A 16744-nucleotide genomic window follows, 5' to 3' on the forward strand; every position below is an offset into this window, starting at 1 on the left:
CAGTAATCCACAATTGGCGGGTTGAGGCTAGAAGGTTTGTGCATTTCAGATCGAGCGCTGATTGACCCGCGCCATCAGTTGCTCGGCACTTTCCTTGCGCTCGGAATAGCGATCCACCAGAAAATCCTGGCGCTCGCGCAGCAGCACGGTGAACTTCACCAGCTCTTCCATTACATCGACCACGCGATCATAGAACGGCGAAGGTTTCATGCGCCCCGCCTCATCGAATTCCGTGAACGCCTTGGGCACCGAAGACTGATTGGGGATGGTGAACATGCGCATCCAGCGCCCCAGCACGCGCAGTTGATTGACCACGTTGAACGACTGCGAACCGCCGCAGACCTGCATCACCGCGAGGGTTTTGCCCTGGGTCGGACGCACCGCGCCGAGCTCCAGCGGAATCCAGTCGATCTGTGCCTTGAACACCGCCGACATCGCGCCGTGGCGTTCCGGCGAACACCAGACCTGACCTTCCGACCACAGCACCAGCTCGCGCAGTTCCTGGACTTTCGGATGGTCGACCGGGGCGTCGTCAGGCAACGGCAGACCGGACGGATTGAAGATGCGCGTCTCGGCACCGAAGTGCTCCAGCAAGCGTGCGGCCTCCTCCACCAGTAGACGGCTGAAGGAGCGTTCGCGGGTCGAACCGTAGAGCAGCAGGATGCGTGGTTTGTGTTCGTGCGAAGGTGATGTGATCCGGCCTTCGAACAGGCTGTGATCAAGATTGGGCAGGAGCTCTGACATACGTCCTCCGGCTCAGAGGGAGCCGATGCGATCCAGTTCGCGCTGAAGCTCAACGCGGCTGAGTGATTTGAAAGGAAGACCGAGGAAGGTTGCGCAGCGGCGCTCGATGATCGCCAGCGTGGCACGGAACGCCGCATCCACTGCGGCCTCGTCACCGCTCACATCAGAGGGATCTTCCAGCCCCCAATGACATTTGATCGCCGGGCCGAAGTACACCGGGCAGGTTTCGCCCGCTGCCTTGTCGCAGACGGTGATGACGATGTCCGGCGGGTTGCCTTCAAAGGCGTCGTTGCCTTTGCTGTACAAACCGTCGATAGCGATACCGGTCTGTTGCAGCGTCGTCAGGCTGCGCGGCAACACCTGGCCTTTTGGGAAACTGCCGGCGCTCACCGCCTCGAAACCCTCGCGTGCCAGATGATTGAACATGGCTTCGGAAAGGATGCTGCGGCAACTGTTGGCCGTGCACATGAACAGGACACGCATGGATAGCTCCGGGGATATTAGAAGTTCAGCAGCACGCGGTTTCGCGGGCAGGACGGCCGTCCATGTTGTGCAGGCGACAGGCATTGTCCTTGAGCCAATCGGCGTTGGCCGTCGCGGTAATCTTGAGGATCTGGTGAACCCAATCCGGCAGCTCCGGGTTGAGCCGGTAATAGACCCACTGACCCTGACGGCGATCGAGCAACAACCCATTGCTGCGCAGTTGCGCGAGGTGGCGGCTGATTTTCGGCTGGCTGTCGTCGAGGGCGCACATCAGCTCGCAGACACACAGCTCACCCTGCTCGGCAATCAGCAAGGTGGCGCGGGCACGGGTTTCATCGGCCAGGCTTTTGAACAGTTCAGTGGGGGTGAGCATGGGGGGGCGGGCTCGAACATATGGAAAACCGAATATACGGATATCCATATATTATTCAACCCCAGATGCGATCCCTTGTAGGAGTGAGCCTGCTCGCGATAGCGGCATGACTGTGAAGCAGAAGTCGCCTGATACACCGCTATCGCGAGCAGGCTCACTCCTACAAGGGAATTGTGTGGGCAGGATCAGCCGCGCAACAGGCCTTGCTCCGCCTCGCAAAGACCGACGACATAATCCCAGACCACCCGCACCTTACTGACTTGTGCAGCTCGCGCCGGGTACTGATCCAGTAACTGCGCTCGATGCTGTCATCCGGCAGCAACCGCAGAACCCTGTGGGAGCGAGCTTGCTCGCGAAGGCGTAGCGTCAGTCGATATCTACGTCACAGACATACCGCTTTCGCGAGCAAGCCCGCTCCCACAGGGGGATTTGTGCGGGGCAGGACTAGCCGCGCAACAGGCCCTGCTCCGCCTCGCAAAGGCCGACGACATAATCCCAGACCACCCGCAACCTTACTGACTTGTGCAGCTCGCGCCGGGTACTGATCCAGTAACTGCGCTCGATGCTGTCATCCGGCAGCAACGCCACCAGATCCGGGTCCGACGCGGCCATGTAGCAAGGCAACACCGCAATGCCCAATCCCGAGCGCGCCGCTTCCTGCTGGGCGATCACGCTGGTGCTATGGAACACCACGCGCGGGCTGCGGCAGAAGCTGTTGAGGAACATCAGTTCCTGACTGAACAGCAGATCATCGACATAACCGATCCACGCATGCCGCGCGAGGTCTTCGCGGCTGCGCAACAGCGGTGCGTTGTCGAGGTAGCGTTGGCTGGCGTAGAGCGCCAATCGATAGTCGGTGAGCTTGCGCGTGACCAGCATGTCCGCTGCCGGGCGCTCCAGATGAATGCTGATTTCCGCCTCGCGGTTGAGGATGCTGACGAAGCGCGGCACGGCGACCAGTTCCACTTCCAGCCCCGGATAACGTTCGAACAGGCCGATCATCCGGCTGGCGAGAAACTTGATGCCCAGCCCTTCGGTGACGCCGACACGGATCTTGCCCAGCGGTGCGGTTGACTGGGTGATTTCTTCCTGGGCCAGCAGCGCGACGTTCTCCATGGCTTCGGCGTGCTTGAGCAGCGCCTCGCCTGCCGGGGTCATTTCATAGCCCTGGGCGTGCTGGACGAACAGCGCGGTGCCGAGGCTTTTCTCGATGGCCTCGATGTGTCGGGCCACGGTGGCGTGAGTAGTGTTCAAGCGCCGGGCAGCGGTGAGCAGGCGGCCGCTGCGTTGCAACTCCAGAAAGAACCGCAGGTCGTTCCAGTCGAACATGGGGTGTCCTTGTCAGCTATGGTCAATCCTGGCTGTTTGAAAACGCACAGCGGCTGCGCAAAAACTAACATTCTTTTAACGAAAGCTAACAACTAGAGTGTCCGACAATAAAAACAAAAAGCGAGGTCAGGGAATGCAGACTTCCCTTGAAGAATACGACTACATCGTGGTCGGCGCCGGCCCCGCCGGGTGCCTGCTGGCCAATCGACTGTCGGCAGACAAACAGCAGCGGGTGTTGCTGCTCGAAGCCGGCGGACGCGACAACTACGCATGGATTCACATCCCCGTGGGTTACCTGTTCTGCATCGGCAACCCGCGCACCGACTGGTGCTTCAAGACCGAAGCGCAACCCGGCCTGCAAGGTCGCAGCCTGAGCTACCCACGCGGCAAAGTGCTCGGTGGCTGCTCCTCGATCAACGGCATGATCTACATGCGCGGCCAGGCCGGTGACTACGACGGCTGGGCGGCCGAAGGCAATTCGGGCTGGGCCTGGAACGACGTGCTGCCGCTGTTCAAACAGAGCGAAAACCATTTTGCCGGCGCCGCGGAATTTCACGGTGCCCAGGGTGAATGGCGGGTCGAGCAACAGCGGCTGTCATGGCCGATTCTCGACGCCTTTCGCAGCGCCGCCGAGCAGAGCGGCATCGCCAGCATCGACGATTTCAATCAGGGCGACAACGAGGGTTGCGGCTACTTTCAGGTCAACCAGAAGGCCGGGGTGCGCTGGAACGCGGCCAAGGCTTTTCTCAAACCTGTTCGCGAGCGGACCAATCTGACGGTGCTGACCGGGGTTGAAGTGGATCGGGTGCTGCTGGAAAACGGCCGTGCTTCAAAAGTCAGCGCGCGTCACGAAGGCCAGGTGAAAAGCTTCAAGGCGCGCAAGGAAATCGTCCTCTGCGCTGGCGCCGTGGGTTCGCCGAGCATTCTGCAACGCTCCGGGATCGGCCCGCGTCCGTTACTGGAACGCCTCGGCATCGGGGTGATTCATGAGCTGCCGGGGGTCGGCGGCAATCTGCAGGATCACCTGCAACTGCGCCTGATCTACAAACTGCAGAACGCTCGAACCCTGAATCAGATCGCCGGCAGCGTCTGGGGCAAGATGGGCATGGGCCTGCGTTATCTGTATGACCGCAGCGGGCCGCTGTCGATGGCGCCGAGTCAGCTCGGAGCGTTTGCCCGATCCGGGCCGGAGCAGACCTCGGCGAACCTTGAATACCACGTGCAGCCGCTCTCGCTGGAGCGCTTTGGCGAGCCGTTACACAGCTTTCCGGCGTTCACCGCGTCGGTGTGTGATCTGCGTCCGCAGAGCCGTGGGCGCATCGACATCCGTTCGGCAGACCCGCAGGAAGCACCGCTGATTCAACCCAATTACCTCAGCCATCCTGAAGACCTGCGCGTGGCCGCCGACGCGATCCGCCTGACCCGACGCATCGTCAGCGCCCCGGCCCTGCAAGCGTTCAAACCGGTCGAGTATCTGCCCGGCGACAGCCTGCAAAGCGAGGAGCAATTGCACGAAGCGGCGGCGCGCATCGGTACGACGATTTTCCATCCGGTCGGCACCTGTCGCATGGGCAGTGACGCTGACGCGGTGGTCGACGCGCAATTGCGCGTGCATGGCGTGCCCGGCCTGCGCATCGCCGACGCCTCGATCATGCCGCGCATCACCTCAGGCAACACCTGTTCGCCTACGCTGATGATTGCCGAGAAGGCGGCACAGTTGATCCTTTCAGGACCTGTTCACAGCCCCAGTGTGGGAGCGGGCTTGCTCGCGAAAGCGGAGTGTCATTCACCCATGATTTGACTGACACAGCCCCTTCGGGAGCAAGCCCCCTCCCACAGGAATCAACAGCATTCAAGGCAACGCGCAACACCCGGACACGCAACACCAGTGGAACAACAAAAACAATCACTGTGAGGGATACCGACATGTCAGAACACGCTCAGCCGCTGGACGCCGCGAGCGGCGCCAGCACCAGCAATGCCACGCAGAAAGTCATCTTCGCCTCGTCTCTGGGGACGGTGTTCGAGTGGTATGACTTTTTTCTCTACGGCGCCCTCGCGGCGGTGATCAGCAAGCAGTTTTTCGCCGGGGTCAACGACACCACCGCGTTCATCTTCGCGCTGATGGCCTTCGCCGCCGGGTTTATCGTGCGGCCGTTCGGGGCGCTGGTGTTCGGTCGGTTGGGGGACATGATCGGGCGCAAATACACCTTCCTCGCCACGATCATCCTGATGGGTATCGCCACGTTCTGCGTCGGCCTGTTGCCGACCTACGCCAGCATCGGCATTGCCGCGCCGATCATTCTGGTGGTGCTGCGCATGCTTCAGGGCCTGGCGCTGGGCGGCGAATACGGCGGCGCTGCGACCTATGTGGCGGAACACGCGCCAATCGGCAAACGCGGTTTCCACACCAGCTGGATTCAGTCCACCGCGACCCTCGGCCTGCTGCTGTCGTTGCTGGTGGTGCTCGGTTGCCGCTACTTCACTGGCGATCAGTTTGAAGTCTGGGGCTGGCGCATTCCGTTCCTGCTGTCGATCGTGCTGCTGGGCATTTCCACCTGGATCCGCCTGAGCCTGCACGAATCGCCGGCGTACCTGAAAATGAAAGAAGAAGGCAAAGCCTCGAAAGCGCCGATCCGCGAATCCTTCGGCAAATGGGAGAACCTCAAGGTTGTGCTGATCGCGCTGTTCAGCATCAACGCCGGGCAAGCGGTGACCTTTTACGCTGCGCAGTTCTACGTGCTGTTCTTCCTCACCCAGTTCCTGAAAATGGACCCGGCGGTGGCCAACAGCCTGCTGATCATCAGTGTGGTGATCGGTGCGCCGTTCTTCATCATTTTCGGCTGGCTGTCGGACAAGGTTGGACGCAAACCAGTGCTGATGCTCGGGCTGCTGCTGGCCACTGCGCTGTACTTCCCGATCTTCAAATCCCTGGCGCATTACGCCAACCCGGCTATCGATCAGGCCAGCCGTCAGGCGCCGATCACCGTGCTGGCCGATCCGGCCACCTGCACCTTCCAGTTCGACCCGGTGGGCAAGGCCAAATTCGACAGCCCGTGCGACAAGGTCAAGACCTTCCTGGTCAAGCAGGGCCTGCCCTACTCCAGCGTCGCCGCCCCGGCGGGCAGCGGCGTGCAGGTGAGCGTCGGCGACGTGAAAATCGACGGCTACGACGAATCGGCCCTGCGCGGCGCGGTGACCCTCGCCGGCTACCCGCAACAGGCCGACCTGCAACAGATCAACAAACCGATGATCGTGGCGCTGATCGTCGCACTGATCATCATCTCGGCCATGTGCTACGGCCCGCTCGCGGCGCTGATGGTCGAACTGTTCCCGACCCGCATCCGCTACACCTCGATGTCCCTGCCGTATCACATCGGCAATGGCTGGTTTGGTGGATTCCTGCCCACCGTGTCGTTCGCGCTGGTGGTGTACACCGGGGATATTTTCTATGGGTTGTGGTACCCGGTGCTGATCACCGGGGTGAGCTTAGTGGTGGGGATGATTTGTTTGCGGGAGACGAAGAATATCGATCTCGATAAGAACTGAATCTGAAACATGATCCTTTGGTAAAAAAACCTGTGGCGAGGGGATTTATCCCCGATGGGGTGCGTAGCGCCCCCGTGAAAAAGGGGACTACTACGTAGTCCATCGGGGATGAATCCCCTCGCCACAATTAGATCTCTTCCTCCAGTAACTAAGCGTCAGCCTTGATCACCTCAAACTTCACCTGATCCGGATAAAACGCCACATAGTTCTTGATCGCATCGACCGAGATCTTCGGTTTCTCGTACGTCCACACCGCATTCGCCCCCTCATGCCCCGGCACTTGCAGGCTGAAGTAATTGGCATCGCCCTTGTACGGGCAATAACTGGTGTGGTCGGTGCGGGCGAAGTATTTCTCGTCGATGTCCTCGCGGGGCACGTAGTACACCGGCGGGTAGTTGGCCTCATGGAGCACCAGCACATGCGAGGACGCCGCGACCTGGATGCCGTGGAACTTCACCAGCAGGCAACCGGGGAGTTCTTCGAGGGTGATGACGGGATTGAGGCCGGTGGTGCTCATTGGGGTTTCTCCAGGGACAAATGAACTGTGGCGAGGGAGCTTGCTCCCGCTGGGCTGCATAGCAGACCCAAATCCGGAAATCGCGCTGCATCAGGTATAACGCGATTTCAGGTTTTGCGACGGCTTCGCCGCCGAGCGGGAGCAAGCTCCCTCGCCACAAGCGTCAGGTTGGCCCTGTCATTTCACATCAAACCACGATATCAGTCGCCACCGCCTGCCCCACCACACCCACGGCAAAGTCAACCTGCCCCTGCCCGGTCAGATCGACCAGCAGCCCGGTCTGACCGTTCTGCGCGTAGTAAGTCAGGATCGCATCGCCCGCGTGGCCGGTGAAACTGCTGACGAAGTTCAGTGACGCCGCCCCCGTGGCAAACGCGGCGATGCCCGAGAGGTCGATCTTGTCCACGCCGCTCTTGAAATCCATGATCCAGTCCGGCTGGTTGTTGGTCGAGTCGCTGGCCGCGCCGAACACGAAGGTGTCTGCGCCCTCGCCGCCCCACAGCACATCCGCGCCGCCACCGCCGTAAAGGATGTCGTTGCCGGCTCCGCCGAACAGATGGTTGACGGCCGAGTTGCCGATCAGCAGGTCATTGCCCGAACCGCCAACCGCATTCTCCACGGTCACGCCATAGGCAATCGATACGTTGCCGACCAGCCCGCCAACGTCAGAGAACGAACCCTCATTGAGGTTGATCTTCTGGTTCTGGGTGAAGCCGGAGAAGTTCAGCGTATCGTTACCGCCACCGTCCCACACTGAGAACACAACTTTCGACGCCGCCGATGTCGCGCTGTAGAAATCGCGGCCGGCGTTGGAGCCGAAACCGTAGGTGGTGTCATCGGCGCGGGTTGCATAGTTGGCGCCATAGAGTTTCTGCACCGCCACGATATCGTCCAGCAACGGCGCGGAGGCGTAGGCGCCGCTGCCGTCCTTGCTGAAGTTCTGGTCGGTGTTGGCTTCGCTCCAGTAGCTCATCAGGCTGTAGCCACGGGTGTCTTCGGCGTACTTGGCGTCGTTGTAGGTCGGGTTGCCGTTGCCGGCGTTGTAGGCGCCCGGGTGCGACAGGCCAAGGGTGTGGCCGATTTCGTGGGTCAGGGTCTGACGCCCGTAGTTGTTGGTGTCCGGAGTCTTGTTGACCTGATATTGATTGTTGATCAGGTACCACGACTGACCGTCATAGCTGCCGCCGCTCGGCAGGTAGGCGAACGCCGCGCCGCCGGTGCTGACGTCGTAGTTGCCGAAGGTCATGTGGCCGTCGCCGCCCTTGCCTTCAGTGAACGTGACCTTGGCCACGTCGGCCCAGGATTGCATGGCCAGTATGGCTTGAGCCTTTTGCTGAGCGCTGAACTGGCTGAAGTTGCCGAGGTTCGGGTTGTAGTTTGCCGGTTTCTCGGTAAGGAAGGTGTAGGTCAGCGAGATTTTGCCGTCACCGTTCTTGTCGTGCCACGATAGGTTTTTGCGCAGGATTTCGTCGGCTGCCTGATCGGCGGTAAACGACGGTTTGCCGTTCACCAGGCCGACGCCACGGTCGTACAGGTGGCTGAAGGCGTTCACTTCGTCATAGGCGCTGCTGGATTTTGCTTTGGCTTGAGCCATGGTGGGACTTCCTTGTTTCAGAGTGGTCAGTGCGTTCGGACCGTGGCGATCTTCTGGCGAGATCGTCCTGTCGCTCGCGTTTCTTAAAGGCCCGACGAACCTGCCATGCCCGGCAAGCGCGGTGCCATTCGATTTCTCGATAGTCGCCCGCGCCGTCCCGGTAATACCGGTCATTCCCGGCAACGTTTTTATCTGTATATCCATACAGATAAAAGTTGCCCCAAGCGCGAACTCCGGCCATTCTGTGCACCTCCAGTGAACTGAACGACGACGGTGGTTATGCGGCTGTACCTCTGTGAAAAACCTTCCCAGGCCAAGGACATTGCGGCCGTGCTCGGCGCAAAGCGTCGGGGCGACGGCTGCTGGCTGGGAACGGACGTCACAGTGACCTGGTGCATCGGCCATCTGCTGGAAACCGCGCCGCCGGATGCCTACGACGCGCGCTACAAGCGCTGGGTGCTGGCGGATCTGCCGATCATTCCCGACAAGTGGAAAATGACCGTGAAGCCGCGCACCGCCAGCCAGTACAAAGCGGTCAAGCGCCTGCTGGGCGAGGCCAGCGAACTGATCATCGCCACCGACGCCGACCGTGAGGGCGAAATGATCGCCCGGGAACTGGTCGAGCACTGCCGCTATCGCGGGCCGATCCGTCGCCTGTGGCTGTCGGCGCTGGATGAAGCGTCGATTCGCAAGGCTTTGGCCGCGCTGAAGCCAGGAGCGGAAACCTTCAGCCTGTATCACTCGGCGCTGGGGCGCTCGCGGGCGGACTGGCTGATCGGTATGAACATGAGTCGCCTGTTCACGTTATTGGGCCGTCAGTCCGGCTATCAGGGTGTGCTGCCGGTCGGCCGGGTGCAGACGCCGACACTGCGGCTGGTGGTGGATCGCGACCGCAGCATCGCCGATTTCGTGCCGGTGCCATATTGGGCGATCAATGTGCAACTGCTGCACGACGGCACGCCGTTCACCGCGCAATGGCGTGCGCCCTCCGACGCTTGCGACGATCAGGATCGCTGCCTGAATCAGGCACTGGCCCAGCAGGCAGCCGCCGCTCTGGACAGCGCCGCCAGTGCGCGGGTGGTCAAACTGCGCACCGAACGCATGCGTGAAGTGGCACCGCTGCCATTCGATCTGGGCACCCTGCAGGAGGTCTGCTCGAAGAAACTCGGTCTCGGCGCCCAGGAAACTCTCGACATCGCCCAGGCCCTCTACGAAACCTACAAGGTCATCACCTACCCGCGCAGCGATTGCGGCTTTCTGCCGCTGAGCCAGCACAGCGAGGCGCCGGGGATACTGGCGGCACTGCGTCAGGCCGACTCAAGCCTCGATGCGCTGAACGGTCACCTCGACCCGCAACGCCGCTCACGGGCGTGGAACGACGCCAAGGTCAGCGCCCACCACGGCATCATCCCCACAGCGGCGGCGAAAAATCTCGAGCGTTTGAGCGGTAAGCACCGGGCGGTCTATACCCTGATTCGCGCGCGCTATCTGGCGCAATTTCTGCCCAACCACGAATACGATCGCACCCAGGCCGATTTCGATTGCGCCGGTGAAGCATTGCGTGCCGTCGGCAAGCAGATCATCGAACCGGGCTGGAAGCGCGCCTTGCCCGAAGCCCTCGCTACGGCCAAGGGCCGTGAAGCGCCAGCCCCGCAAACCCTGCCGGCGCTGAGCCAGGGTATCGATTGCGCCGTGGCCGGCGTGAACCTCAAGGATCTGTGGACCCAGCCGCCGAAGCCCTACACCGAGGGCGACCTGATCAAGGCGATGAAGAACGTCGCCAAACTGGTGGAAGATCCGTTGCTCAAACAGAAACTCAAGGACACCACCGGCATCGGCACCGAAGCGACACGCGCCTCAATCATTCAGGGCCTGCTGGATCGCGGTTATCTGGTGAAGAACGGCAAGGCGCTGGCAGCGACTGCGGCGGCCTTCAGCCTGATCGACGCCGTGCCCCGGGCGATTGCCGATCCCGGCACCACCGCCATCTGGGAACAGGCGCTGGACATGGTGCAGAGTGGCGAAATGAGCCTGGAGGAGTTCGTCACCAAACAGGCGGCGTGGATGAGCAAGCAGGTCAGCCGCTGTTCGGCGCTGAGCCTGACCATCAGCGGCCCGCCACCGGCCGGCAAGGCTGCGGCGCCGTGGAAGAAAAAGCGTAAATCGACCCGAAGCAAAACTGCCAGCGCAGCCAAACGCACAGCGAAGTAATGATCAGTCCTGTGGTGGGGGACTCTGTGGTGAAAGACTCTGTGGTGAGGGACTCTGTGGTGAGGGACTCTGTGGTGAGGGGATTTATCCCCGATGGGCTGCGAAGCGGCCCCAGCTTTTACTTAAACAAGAGGACTGCTGCGCAATCCATCGGGGATAAATCCCCTCACCACAAGGTATGAGTCGACAATACTGAAGTCGCAATCTTCAGGAATTCCCCCCAATGCCCACTATCGAACTGCACCCCGCCCACCGCGACGAACTGCAAACCATCGAAAACCTCATGCAGTTCTACATGTACGACTTCAGCCAATGGCTACCACTGAAGCTCGGCGAACATGGCTTCTTCAGCATTCAGCCGAAAGACGACTACTGGCGCAATCCAGCTACCCAACCGTTCCTGATCTGCGTCGACGGTGAACTGGCCGGCTTCGTGACCGTGGATGACGAAACCCACATCGACGGCGCCGAACACAACATCGGCTACTTTTTCCTCTCCCGACGCTATCGTGGCCAAGGCGTCGCGCAGTTTGTCGTCTCTGCCCTCTTGAGCCGTCTGCCCGGTCAATGGCAGATTTTCCACATCGACGCCAACCTGCCTGCGCAGCGCTTCTGGGCCAGGTTGATCCCCGAATTGACTGGCGGCACATTCACCCGCCAACAGCGCGCCGTGGACGGTTACCCCTGCACCTTCTACGTCCTGCGCGCCCCCGCATCCGTTGCCTGAACGGAACTTTTCTCATTCCAAAACCGCTTTGTCCGACAATATGTAGTGCGCAAAAATAATCACTACAAAACCGTTGACGGCACCGTTTTGCTTTTGCATGATGAAGACGTTCCCCGATCGGGAACATCGGTAACACGCTTGAGCAAACTCGTCTGACCGCCGAGTTGTTTTTTCCGGATACACGCTGCCCACAAGGCAGATTGAAGAAGCTGACCTGGCCTGAACGTCCAGTACAAGGACGAGAAGCGCTGGCGAAAATTCTCAAGACGCTTGTGGCCGACCCTGAAAACGTCGTCAAGGAGCCTCCCGGTTTTCGCTGCTTCTCCTCGTTGTGACGCTATTGCGTAGCAGTTATTCAACACGACTACATGCAACAGATGCATGACCCCGTATTTCACACGGGCGACCGCTGACGTCCTGGTTTCGGTGCCAGGGATCAACTAACCGATGGGCTACCTGTATTAGCGAATCAACTTTGAAAGATCACCAGACTGGTCAAGGGGCAAACACCATGAATCTGAACAATCAACCTACTATCGAAGAACTGGCTCGTATGTTCGCTGCGCAAAAAGACAGCCACGACAGCCACATTCTCTGGATCAGCAAGTCGGGTCAGGTGCATATCGACTGCCTGTCGCCCCACGCTGGTGAAGAAGAATTCGACCGCAGCAACCAGAACCTGCTGGCCCGCCTGAAGATGTACCGCCGCGGCCACGGTTATGTTGGCAAGAAAGCTGCGGCCGACAAGGACTTCATCGGCAATGTGCTGCAGACGCTGAAACAGGCGTGGGATTCGATGCAGAACAAGAATGAAGTTCGGGTGATTGACCGGTTCTACTGAGTTACAACTTCAATAAATAAAAGGGCCTGCTTCCAACAGAAGCAGGCCCTTTTTATATCCGCAATTCACACACAATCCTGTGGGAGCGGGCTTGCTCGCGAATGGGCCGGGTCAGTCACCATCACCTCAACTGAGACACCGCATTCGCGAGCAAGCCCGCTCCCACAGGGGGCTGTGTTGTTGGTCAGATTTTCGTTTGCAGCACCAGATTCACAAACGCCAGCGCCGCCGCACTGTGGTAATTATTCTGCCGCCGCAACAACGCCGCCCCACGCTGCGGCGCTTCGTTCTCGACGCTCAAGCGACGCAACGCCCGGTCTTCGCTGGCAATCGCTTCGGGCAACATCGTCGCCATCGGCGAATGCCGCACCACTTCCAGCAACGTACTTACCGAGTTCACCTCGATCCGCACCTGCGGCGTGATCCCCTGCTGACGGAAATACTCATCGATCGATAACCGGGTGATGAAATCTGGCGCCAGCAAGGCGAAATCCAGTTGCGCAAGATCACGCGATGTCAGCACCGCACTGCTGTCGTACAGCGGATGCTCGCGCCCGACCATGATCCCCAGGGTTTCAGTAAACGCCGGAATATACTCGATGTCCGGGTGGCGCACCGGGGTAAAGGCAATCGCGATGTCCAGCGAATCGTCCGCCAGCCCCGCCTCGATGTCGTCCATCGACAGCTCGAAAATCTGCAGATGGATACCCGGATAGCGTGCGGCGAAATCACGTACCAACGGCCCGACCAGATAGGCCATGAACGTCGGGGTCATGGCCAGCCGCAAGCGCCCACGCGACAGATCCTTAACGTCATGCAACGCCCGCTTGCCCGCCTCCAGTTCCACCAGCACGCGCCGCGCACACTCAATGTAAGCCTCACCGGCATCGGTGGGTTTAACGGTGCGCGAGGTGCGGTCGAACAGGTTCACGCCAAGGGATTCTTCCAGTTGGCGGATCTGTTGCGACAGAGTCGGCTGCGACACATGCAACGCCTCCGCCGCCCGGGTGAAGCCGCCGTGATCGGCCACGGCCAGCAGATAACGTAAATGTCGCAACAACATGGGATCACCATCTATAGGTAGAGCTTATGCGAAGCATTGTATATCGGTCTTGGACGCTATGGATCAATCGGCAGAAGATTGCTCCCACACAGCAAGCCAACCCTGAAAGGAGTGACACCATGCAACAGTCCCACGCCTACAACGATGCCAGCCTGGCCCTGACCACGCGCATTCTCGACATCAAGGCCCGCAAGAATTTGTCATGGCAGGATCTTGCCGATGGCACCGGCCTGAGCCTGGCCTACGTCACTGCTGCCCTGCTCGGCCAGCACCCGCTGCCACAAGACGCCGCGCAAGTGGTTGGCGACAAACTCGAACTGGACGCCGACGCCGTTGCCGCCCTGCAGATCATCCCGCTGCGCGGCAGCCTCAGCGGCGTGCCGACCGACCCGACCATCTACCGCTTCCACGAGATGATCCAGATCTACGGCACCACCCTCAAAGCCCTGGTGCACGAGCAGTTCGGCGACGGCATCATCAGCGCCATCAACTTCAAGCTCGACATCAAGAAAGTCGAAGACCCGGAAGGCGGCTCCCGCGCCGTGGTCACCCTCGACGGCAAGTTCCTGCCGCTGCGTCCGTTCTGATCCACCCCGGCCCGCACCCCGTGTGCGGGCCCATCCAAACCTCAATTGCCAAGTCGTCACCCCATCTGCCTGGAGGCTGCCCCATGCACAAAATTCTGTTGACCCTGACCCTGACCCTGCTCGCCGGCCTTGCCGCCCAGGCCCAGGCTGATGAAGAGGCGATTGCCTACCGCTACGGCATGACTCTGGATATTGCTGAAATCGTGAACATCACCCCGGTCGCCGACGTCTGCGGCGTTGTACCGGTCGAGATGACCTACCTCGACAGCCACGGCGCAAAACACATTCTTCAATACAGCGAATTCGGCACCGGCTGTTCGAACTGAGAGGACAACACTATGAAAAACCTGATCGAAGGCTTCCTGAAGTTCCAGAACGAGGCGTTTCCGCAACGCACCGAGCTGTTCAAGCACTTGGCAACCACTCAAACCCCGGGCACCTTGTTCATCACCTGTTCCGACAGCCGCGTGGTGCCGGAACTGCTGACCCAGCAAGAACCCGGCGAGCTGTTCGTGATCCGCAACGCAGGCAATATCGTGCCGTCCTACAGCCCGCATCCGGGCGGGGTTTCGGCAACGGTGGAGTACGCGGTGGCGGTGCTTGGGGTGACGGACATCGTGATCTGCGGCCACTCCGATTGCGGCGCGATGACCGCGATTGCCCAATGCAAATGCATGGATCACCTGCCCGCCGTCAGCGGCTGGCTGCAACATGCCGAGTCGGCGAAAGTGGTGAACGAGGCGCGGCCGCATGCCAATGACGCGGCGAAATTGAGTTCGATGGTGCGGGAAAATGTGATCGCGCAACTGGCGAATATTCAGACCCACCCGAGCGTGCGCCTGGCGCAGGAGAAAGGCCTGCTGAACCTGCATGGCTGGGTGTATGACATCGAGACCGGCTCGATCGATGCGCTGGCGGCGGACCGCCGCACGTTTGTGCCGTTGGCTGAGCAGCCAGCGACTTGCGCCATTCAGGCAAACACCAGCGCAGCCGCCTGATACAAATCCGCTGAGGTGAAGAGGAACTTGTGGCGAGGGGATTTATCCCCGATGGACTGCGCAGCAGGCCCGATCTCTTGGGGCCGCTTCGCGCCCCATCGGGGATAAATCCCCTCGCCACAGGGCCGGTGTGCATCAATCGGGATAAGGCGTTTTCAGCGTTTTACGCTGAGGTCGATCTGGGTCATACGGCTACGCACCGTGAACACCCCATCCCCCGAAAGAATCGCACTGCGCGCAAACAAGCGCCCGCTCTCCCAGTTCGAAAGCCCCAGTTCCGGCTTGTTCAGCGCGTACTGGCCATCGACCCAACGGGTAATCCCGTTACCCACAAACGGCGCGTTCACCGCGTTGTAAAAACGCTCTTGCGCAGCAGCATCCTCGCTGATCAACGACACCGTGAACTGCGGGCTGTAGCGGTTGAACAGCGCGATCGCCTGATCCAGATCGTCGACGATCATCAGGCTGACTTCCGGGGTTTCTTCCCACTCCCACTCGCGGCCCAATTCGGATTCCGCCAGCACTTCGGCCAGGGCTTCGGTCTGATAACCCTCGGCGCGATAGACCTCGACCGTTGCGTTGTGCCACTCGGCCGGCAGGTAACTTTCGCTGCCTGCGACGATGTGCAATTTGCAGCCCTGACCGCGTGCGGTACCGGCCTGCTGCAGCGCATTGAGGAACAGCGGGATCAGCTCGACGGCACGATCACGTTGAATCAGGCAGACGTTCAGCGTGTTGCAGACTTTGCGATCCAGCGAATTACGCACCACGGCGGCGAAGCGCGTGGCGTCGGCGTCACGATCGGCAATCAGCCACGCGCCACCAGTGCCGTGCAGGCTGACCGCCGTGCCCGCCTGCTGGGCGATGCTGCCCAACTGGCTGACCGCGCGCCCCGAACCCCGGGCCACCGCCAGCGACAAACGCCGGTCGGCGAACATCGCCCAACCGGCGGCGTGATTGACGCTTTCCACCAGCGACACCGCACCCGCCGGCAGACCGGCATCGGCCAGCGCCGGGTTCAGCGCGTGAGTGACGATTGCTTGCGCGGTGCCCAATGCATCGCTGCCGATGCGCAGCACCGCGGTGTTGCCGGTGCGCAGTACACCGGCGGCATCGGCGAACACGTTCGGCCGTCCTTCAAACACGAACGCCACGATGCCCAGCGGCGATACCACTTGCTCGACCTTCCAGCCGTCGTGTTCGACGCAGCTGATGACCTTGCCGCGCGTGGCCGGCGCATCCCGCCAGGCGCGCAGACCGGCGATCATGTCGCGGCGCATGCGTTCGTCGGCGAGCAGTCGGGTGGTCGAGCGGCCACGGGCCTTGGCGCGTTCGATGTCGGCCAGGTTCGCGGTTTCGATCAAGGTCCAGCATTCCGGGGTTTCCAGGCGTTGCGCGAACAGGTCGAAGAAGCGACTGATGGCTTCGTCGGACACTGCCGACAATGCAGTGAATGCCGCTTCAGCACGCTCGATCGCCACCGAAGCCGCTTGTTGATCGATCACCGGAATCAGCAACAGCTCGCCACTCACCTGCTCGACCAGCAGGTGGTCACCGGGCTGAAACCGCGCCGCCAGTTCGGGGCTGACCACGGTCACGCGGTTACCAGCGAAAGGGATCGGCGTGCCAGCGACTAGACGTTCGAGCGCAAGAGACATGAAGCGGATTCACCATATGAGGGGCGGCCGGAAAATGTAGCGGATTCTGCGCTGAAACACACCTTCTACA

General features: G+C 60.8%; 16 protein-coding genes. 8 read left to right on the top strand and 8 right to left on the bottom strand.

All coding sequences use genetic code 11. The annotated features are described in order from the left end of the window. Positions 1-45: 45 nt before the first annotated feature. The 4 genes from arsH to E4T63_RS16940 form a co-directional block, all read right to left on the bottom strand. On the bottom strand, positions 46-744 hold the full coding sequence (gene arsH, locus E4T63_RS16920; RefSeq protein WP_135296082.1) for an arsenical resistance protein ArsH: 699 nt from the start codon (positions 742-744) through the stop codon (positions 46-48). Positions 745-756: 12 nt separating this feature from the next. Continuing rightward, complete coding sequence (locus E4T63_RS16925) at positions 757-1227, bottom strand: arsenate reductase ArsC (RefSeq protein WP_135296083.1); 471 nt, start codon at positions 1225-1227, stop codon at positions 757-759. Positions 1228-1252: 25 nt separating this feature from the next. Next, positions 1253-1600 (bottom strand): metalloregulator ArsR/SmtB family transcription factor, encoded by a 348-nt coding sequence (locus E4T63_RS16930; RefSeq protein WP_135296084.1) that lies wholly within the window; start codon positions 1598-1600, stop codon positions 1253-1255. Positions 1601-2044: 444 nt separating this feature from the next. Next, positions 2045-2929, bottom strand: coding sequence for a LysR family transcriptional regulator (locus E4T63_RS16940; protein WP_135296085.1), 885 nt, complete (start codon positions 2927-2929; stop codon positions 2045-2047). A 133-nt stretch (positions 2930-3062) separates the two neighbouring features. Here E4T63_RS16940 and E4T63_RS16945 point away from each other — a divergent pair, with 133 nt between their 5' ends. Together E4T63_RS16945 and E4T63_RS16950 are read left to right on the top strand one after the other, a co-directional pair. Beyond that, entirely contained in the window at positions 3063-4730 is a 1668-nt protein-coding gene (locus E4T63_RS16945; RefSeq protein WP_135296086.1) for a GMC family oxidoreductase, read from the top strand. 125 nt (positions 4731-4855) lie between these two features. Then, positions 4856-6478, top strand: a complete 1623-nt coding sequence (locus tag E4T63_RS16950; RefSeq protein ID WP_027611735.1) for an MFS transporter — start codon at positions 4856-4858, stop codon at positions 6476-6478. 148 nt (positions 6479-6626) lie between these two features. Here the strand turns inward: E4T63_RS16950 and E4T63_RS16955 are convergent, their stop codons facing one another. Continuing rightward, on the bottom strand, positions 6627-6995 hold the full coding sequence (locus E4T63_RS16955) for a DUF427 domain-containing protein (RefSeq protein WP_098964421.1): 369 nt from the start codon (positions 6993-6995) through the stop codon (positions 6627-6629). A gap of 187 nt (positions 6996-7182) precedes the next feature. Beyond that, positions 7183-8589 (bottom strand): serralysin family metalloprotease, encoded by a 1407-nt coding sequence (locus tag E4T63_RS16960; protein WP_135296087.1) that lies wholly within the window; start codon positions 8587-8589, stop codon positions 7183-7185. A 279-nt stretch (positions 8590-8868) separates the two neighbouring features. On the opposite strand from E4T63_RS16960, the gene E4T63_RS16965 reads away from it, so the two are divergent. From E4T63_RS16965 to E4T63_RS16975, 3 genes are all read left to right on the top strand, one after another. Continuing rightward, positions 8869-10800 (top strand): DNA topoisomerase III, encoded by a 1932-nt coding sequence (locus E4T63_RS16965; RefSeq protein ID WP_135296088.1) that lies wholly within the window; start codon positions 8869-8871, stop codon positions 10798-10800. 223 nt (positions 10801-11023) lie between these two features. Further along, complete coding sequence (locus E4T63_RS16970) at positions 11024-11527, top strand: GNAT family N-acetyltransferase (protein WP_135296089.1); 504 nt, start codon at positions 11024-11026, stop codon at positions 11525-11527. Positions 11528-12038: 511 nt separating this feature from the next. Continuing rightward, positions 12039-12368, top strand: a complete 330-nt coding sequence (locus E4T63_RS16975; RefSeq protein ID WP_007966852.1) for a hypothetical protein — start codon at positions 12039-12041, stop codon at positions 12366-12368. Positions 12369-12552: 184 nt separating this feature from the next. Here E4T63_RS16975 and cynR read toward each other — a convergent pair whose 3' ends face one another. Then, positions 12553-13431, bottom strand: a complete 879-nt coding sequence (gene cynR, locus E4T63_RS16980; RefSeq protein ID WP_135296090.1) for a transcriptional regulator CynR — start codon at positions 13429-13431, stop codon at positions 12553-12555. Positions 13432-13550: 119 nt separating this feature from the next. On the opposite strand from cynR, the gene cynS reads away from it, so the two are divergent. From cynS to E4T63_RS16995, 3 genes are all read left to right on the top strand, one after another. Continuing rightward, the gene (gene cynS, locus E4T63_RS16985) at positions 13551-14018 is read left to right on the top strand and encodes a cyanase (RefSeq protein WP_097090280.1); all 468 of its coding nucleotides are present in this window, start codon (positions 13551-13553) and stop codon (positions 14016-14018) included. Between the two features lie 83 nt (positions 14019-14101). Continuing rightward, positions 14102-14344: a DUF2790 domain-containing protein gene (locus E4T63_RS16990; protein WP_098964432.1), complete on the top strand. Its 243-nt coding sequence runs from the start codon at positions 14102-14104 to the stop codon at positions 14342-14344. 12 nt (positions 14345-14356) lie between these two features. Next, complete coding sequence (locus E4T63_RS16995) at positions 14357-15016, top strand: carbonic anhydrase (RefSeq protein WP_135296091.1); 660 nt, start codon at positions 14357-14359, stop codon at positions 15014-15016. Between the two features lie 155 nt (positions 15017-15171). On the opposite strand, the gene E4T63_RS17000 is transcribed toward E4T63_RS16995, so the two are convergent. Further along, positions 15172-16674 (bottom strand): aldehyde dehydrogenase family protein, encoded by a 1503-nt coding sequence (locus tag E4T63_RS17000; protein WP_135296092.1) that lies wholly within the window; start codon positions 16672-16674, stop codon positions 15172-15174. Positions 16675-16744 lie beyond the last annotated feature (70 nt).

It is taken from the genome of Pseudomonas fluorescens (genome assembly GCF_004683905.1).
In the GTDB taxonomy this organism is placed as follows: domain Bacteria; phylum Pseudomonadota; class Gammaproteobacteria; order Pseudomonadales; family Pseudomonadaceae; genus Aquipseudomonas; species Aquipseudomonas putida_A.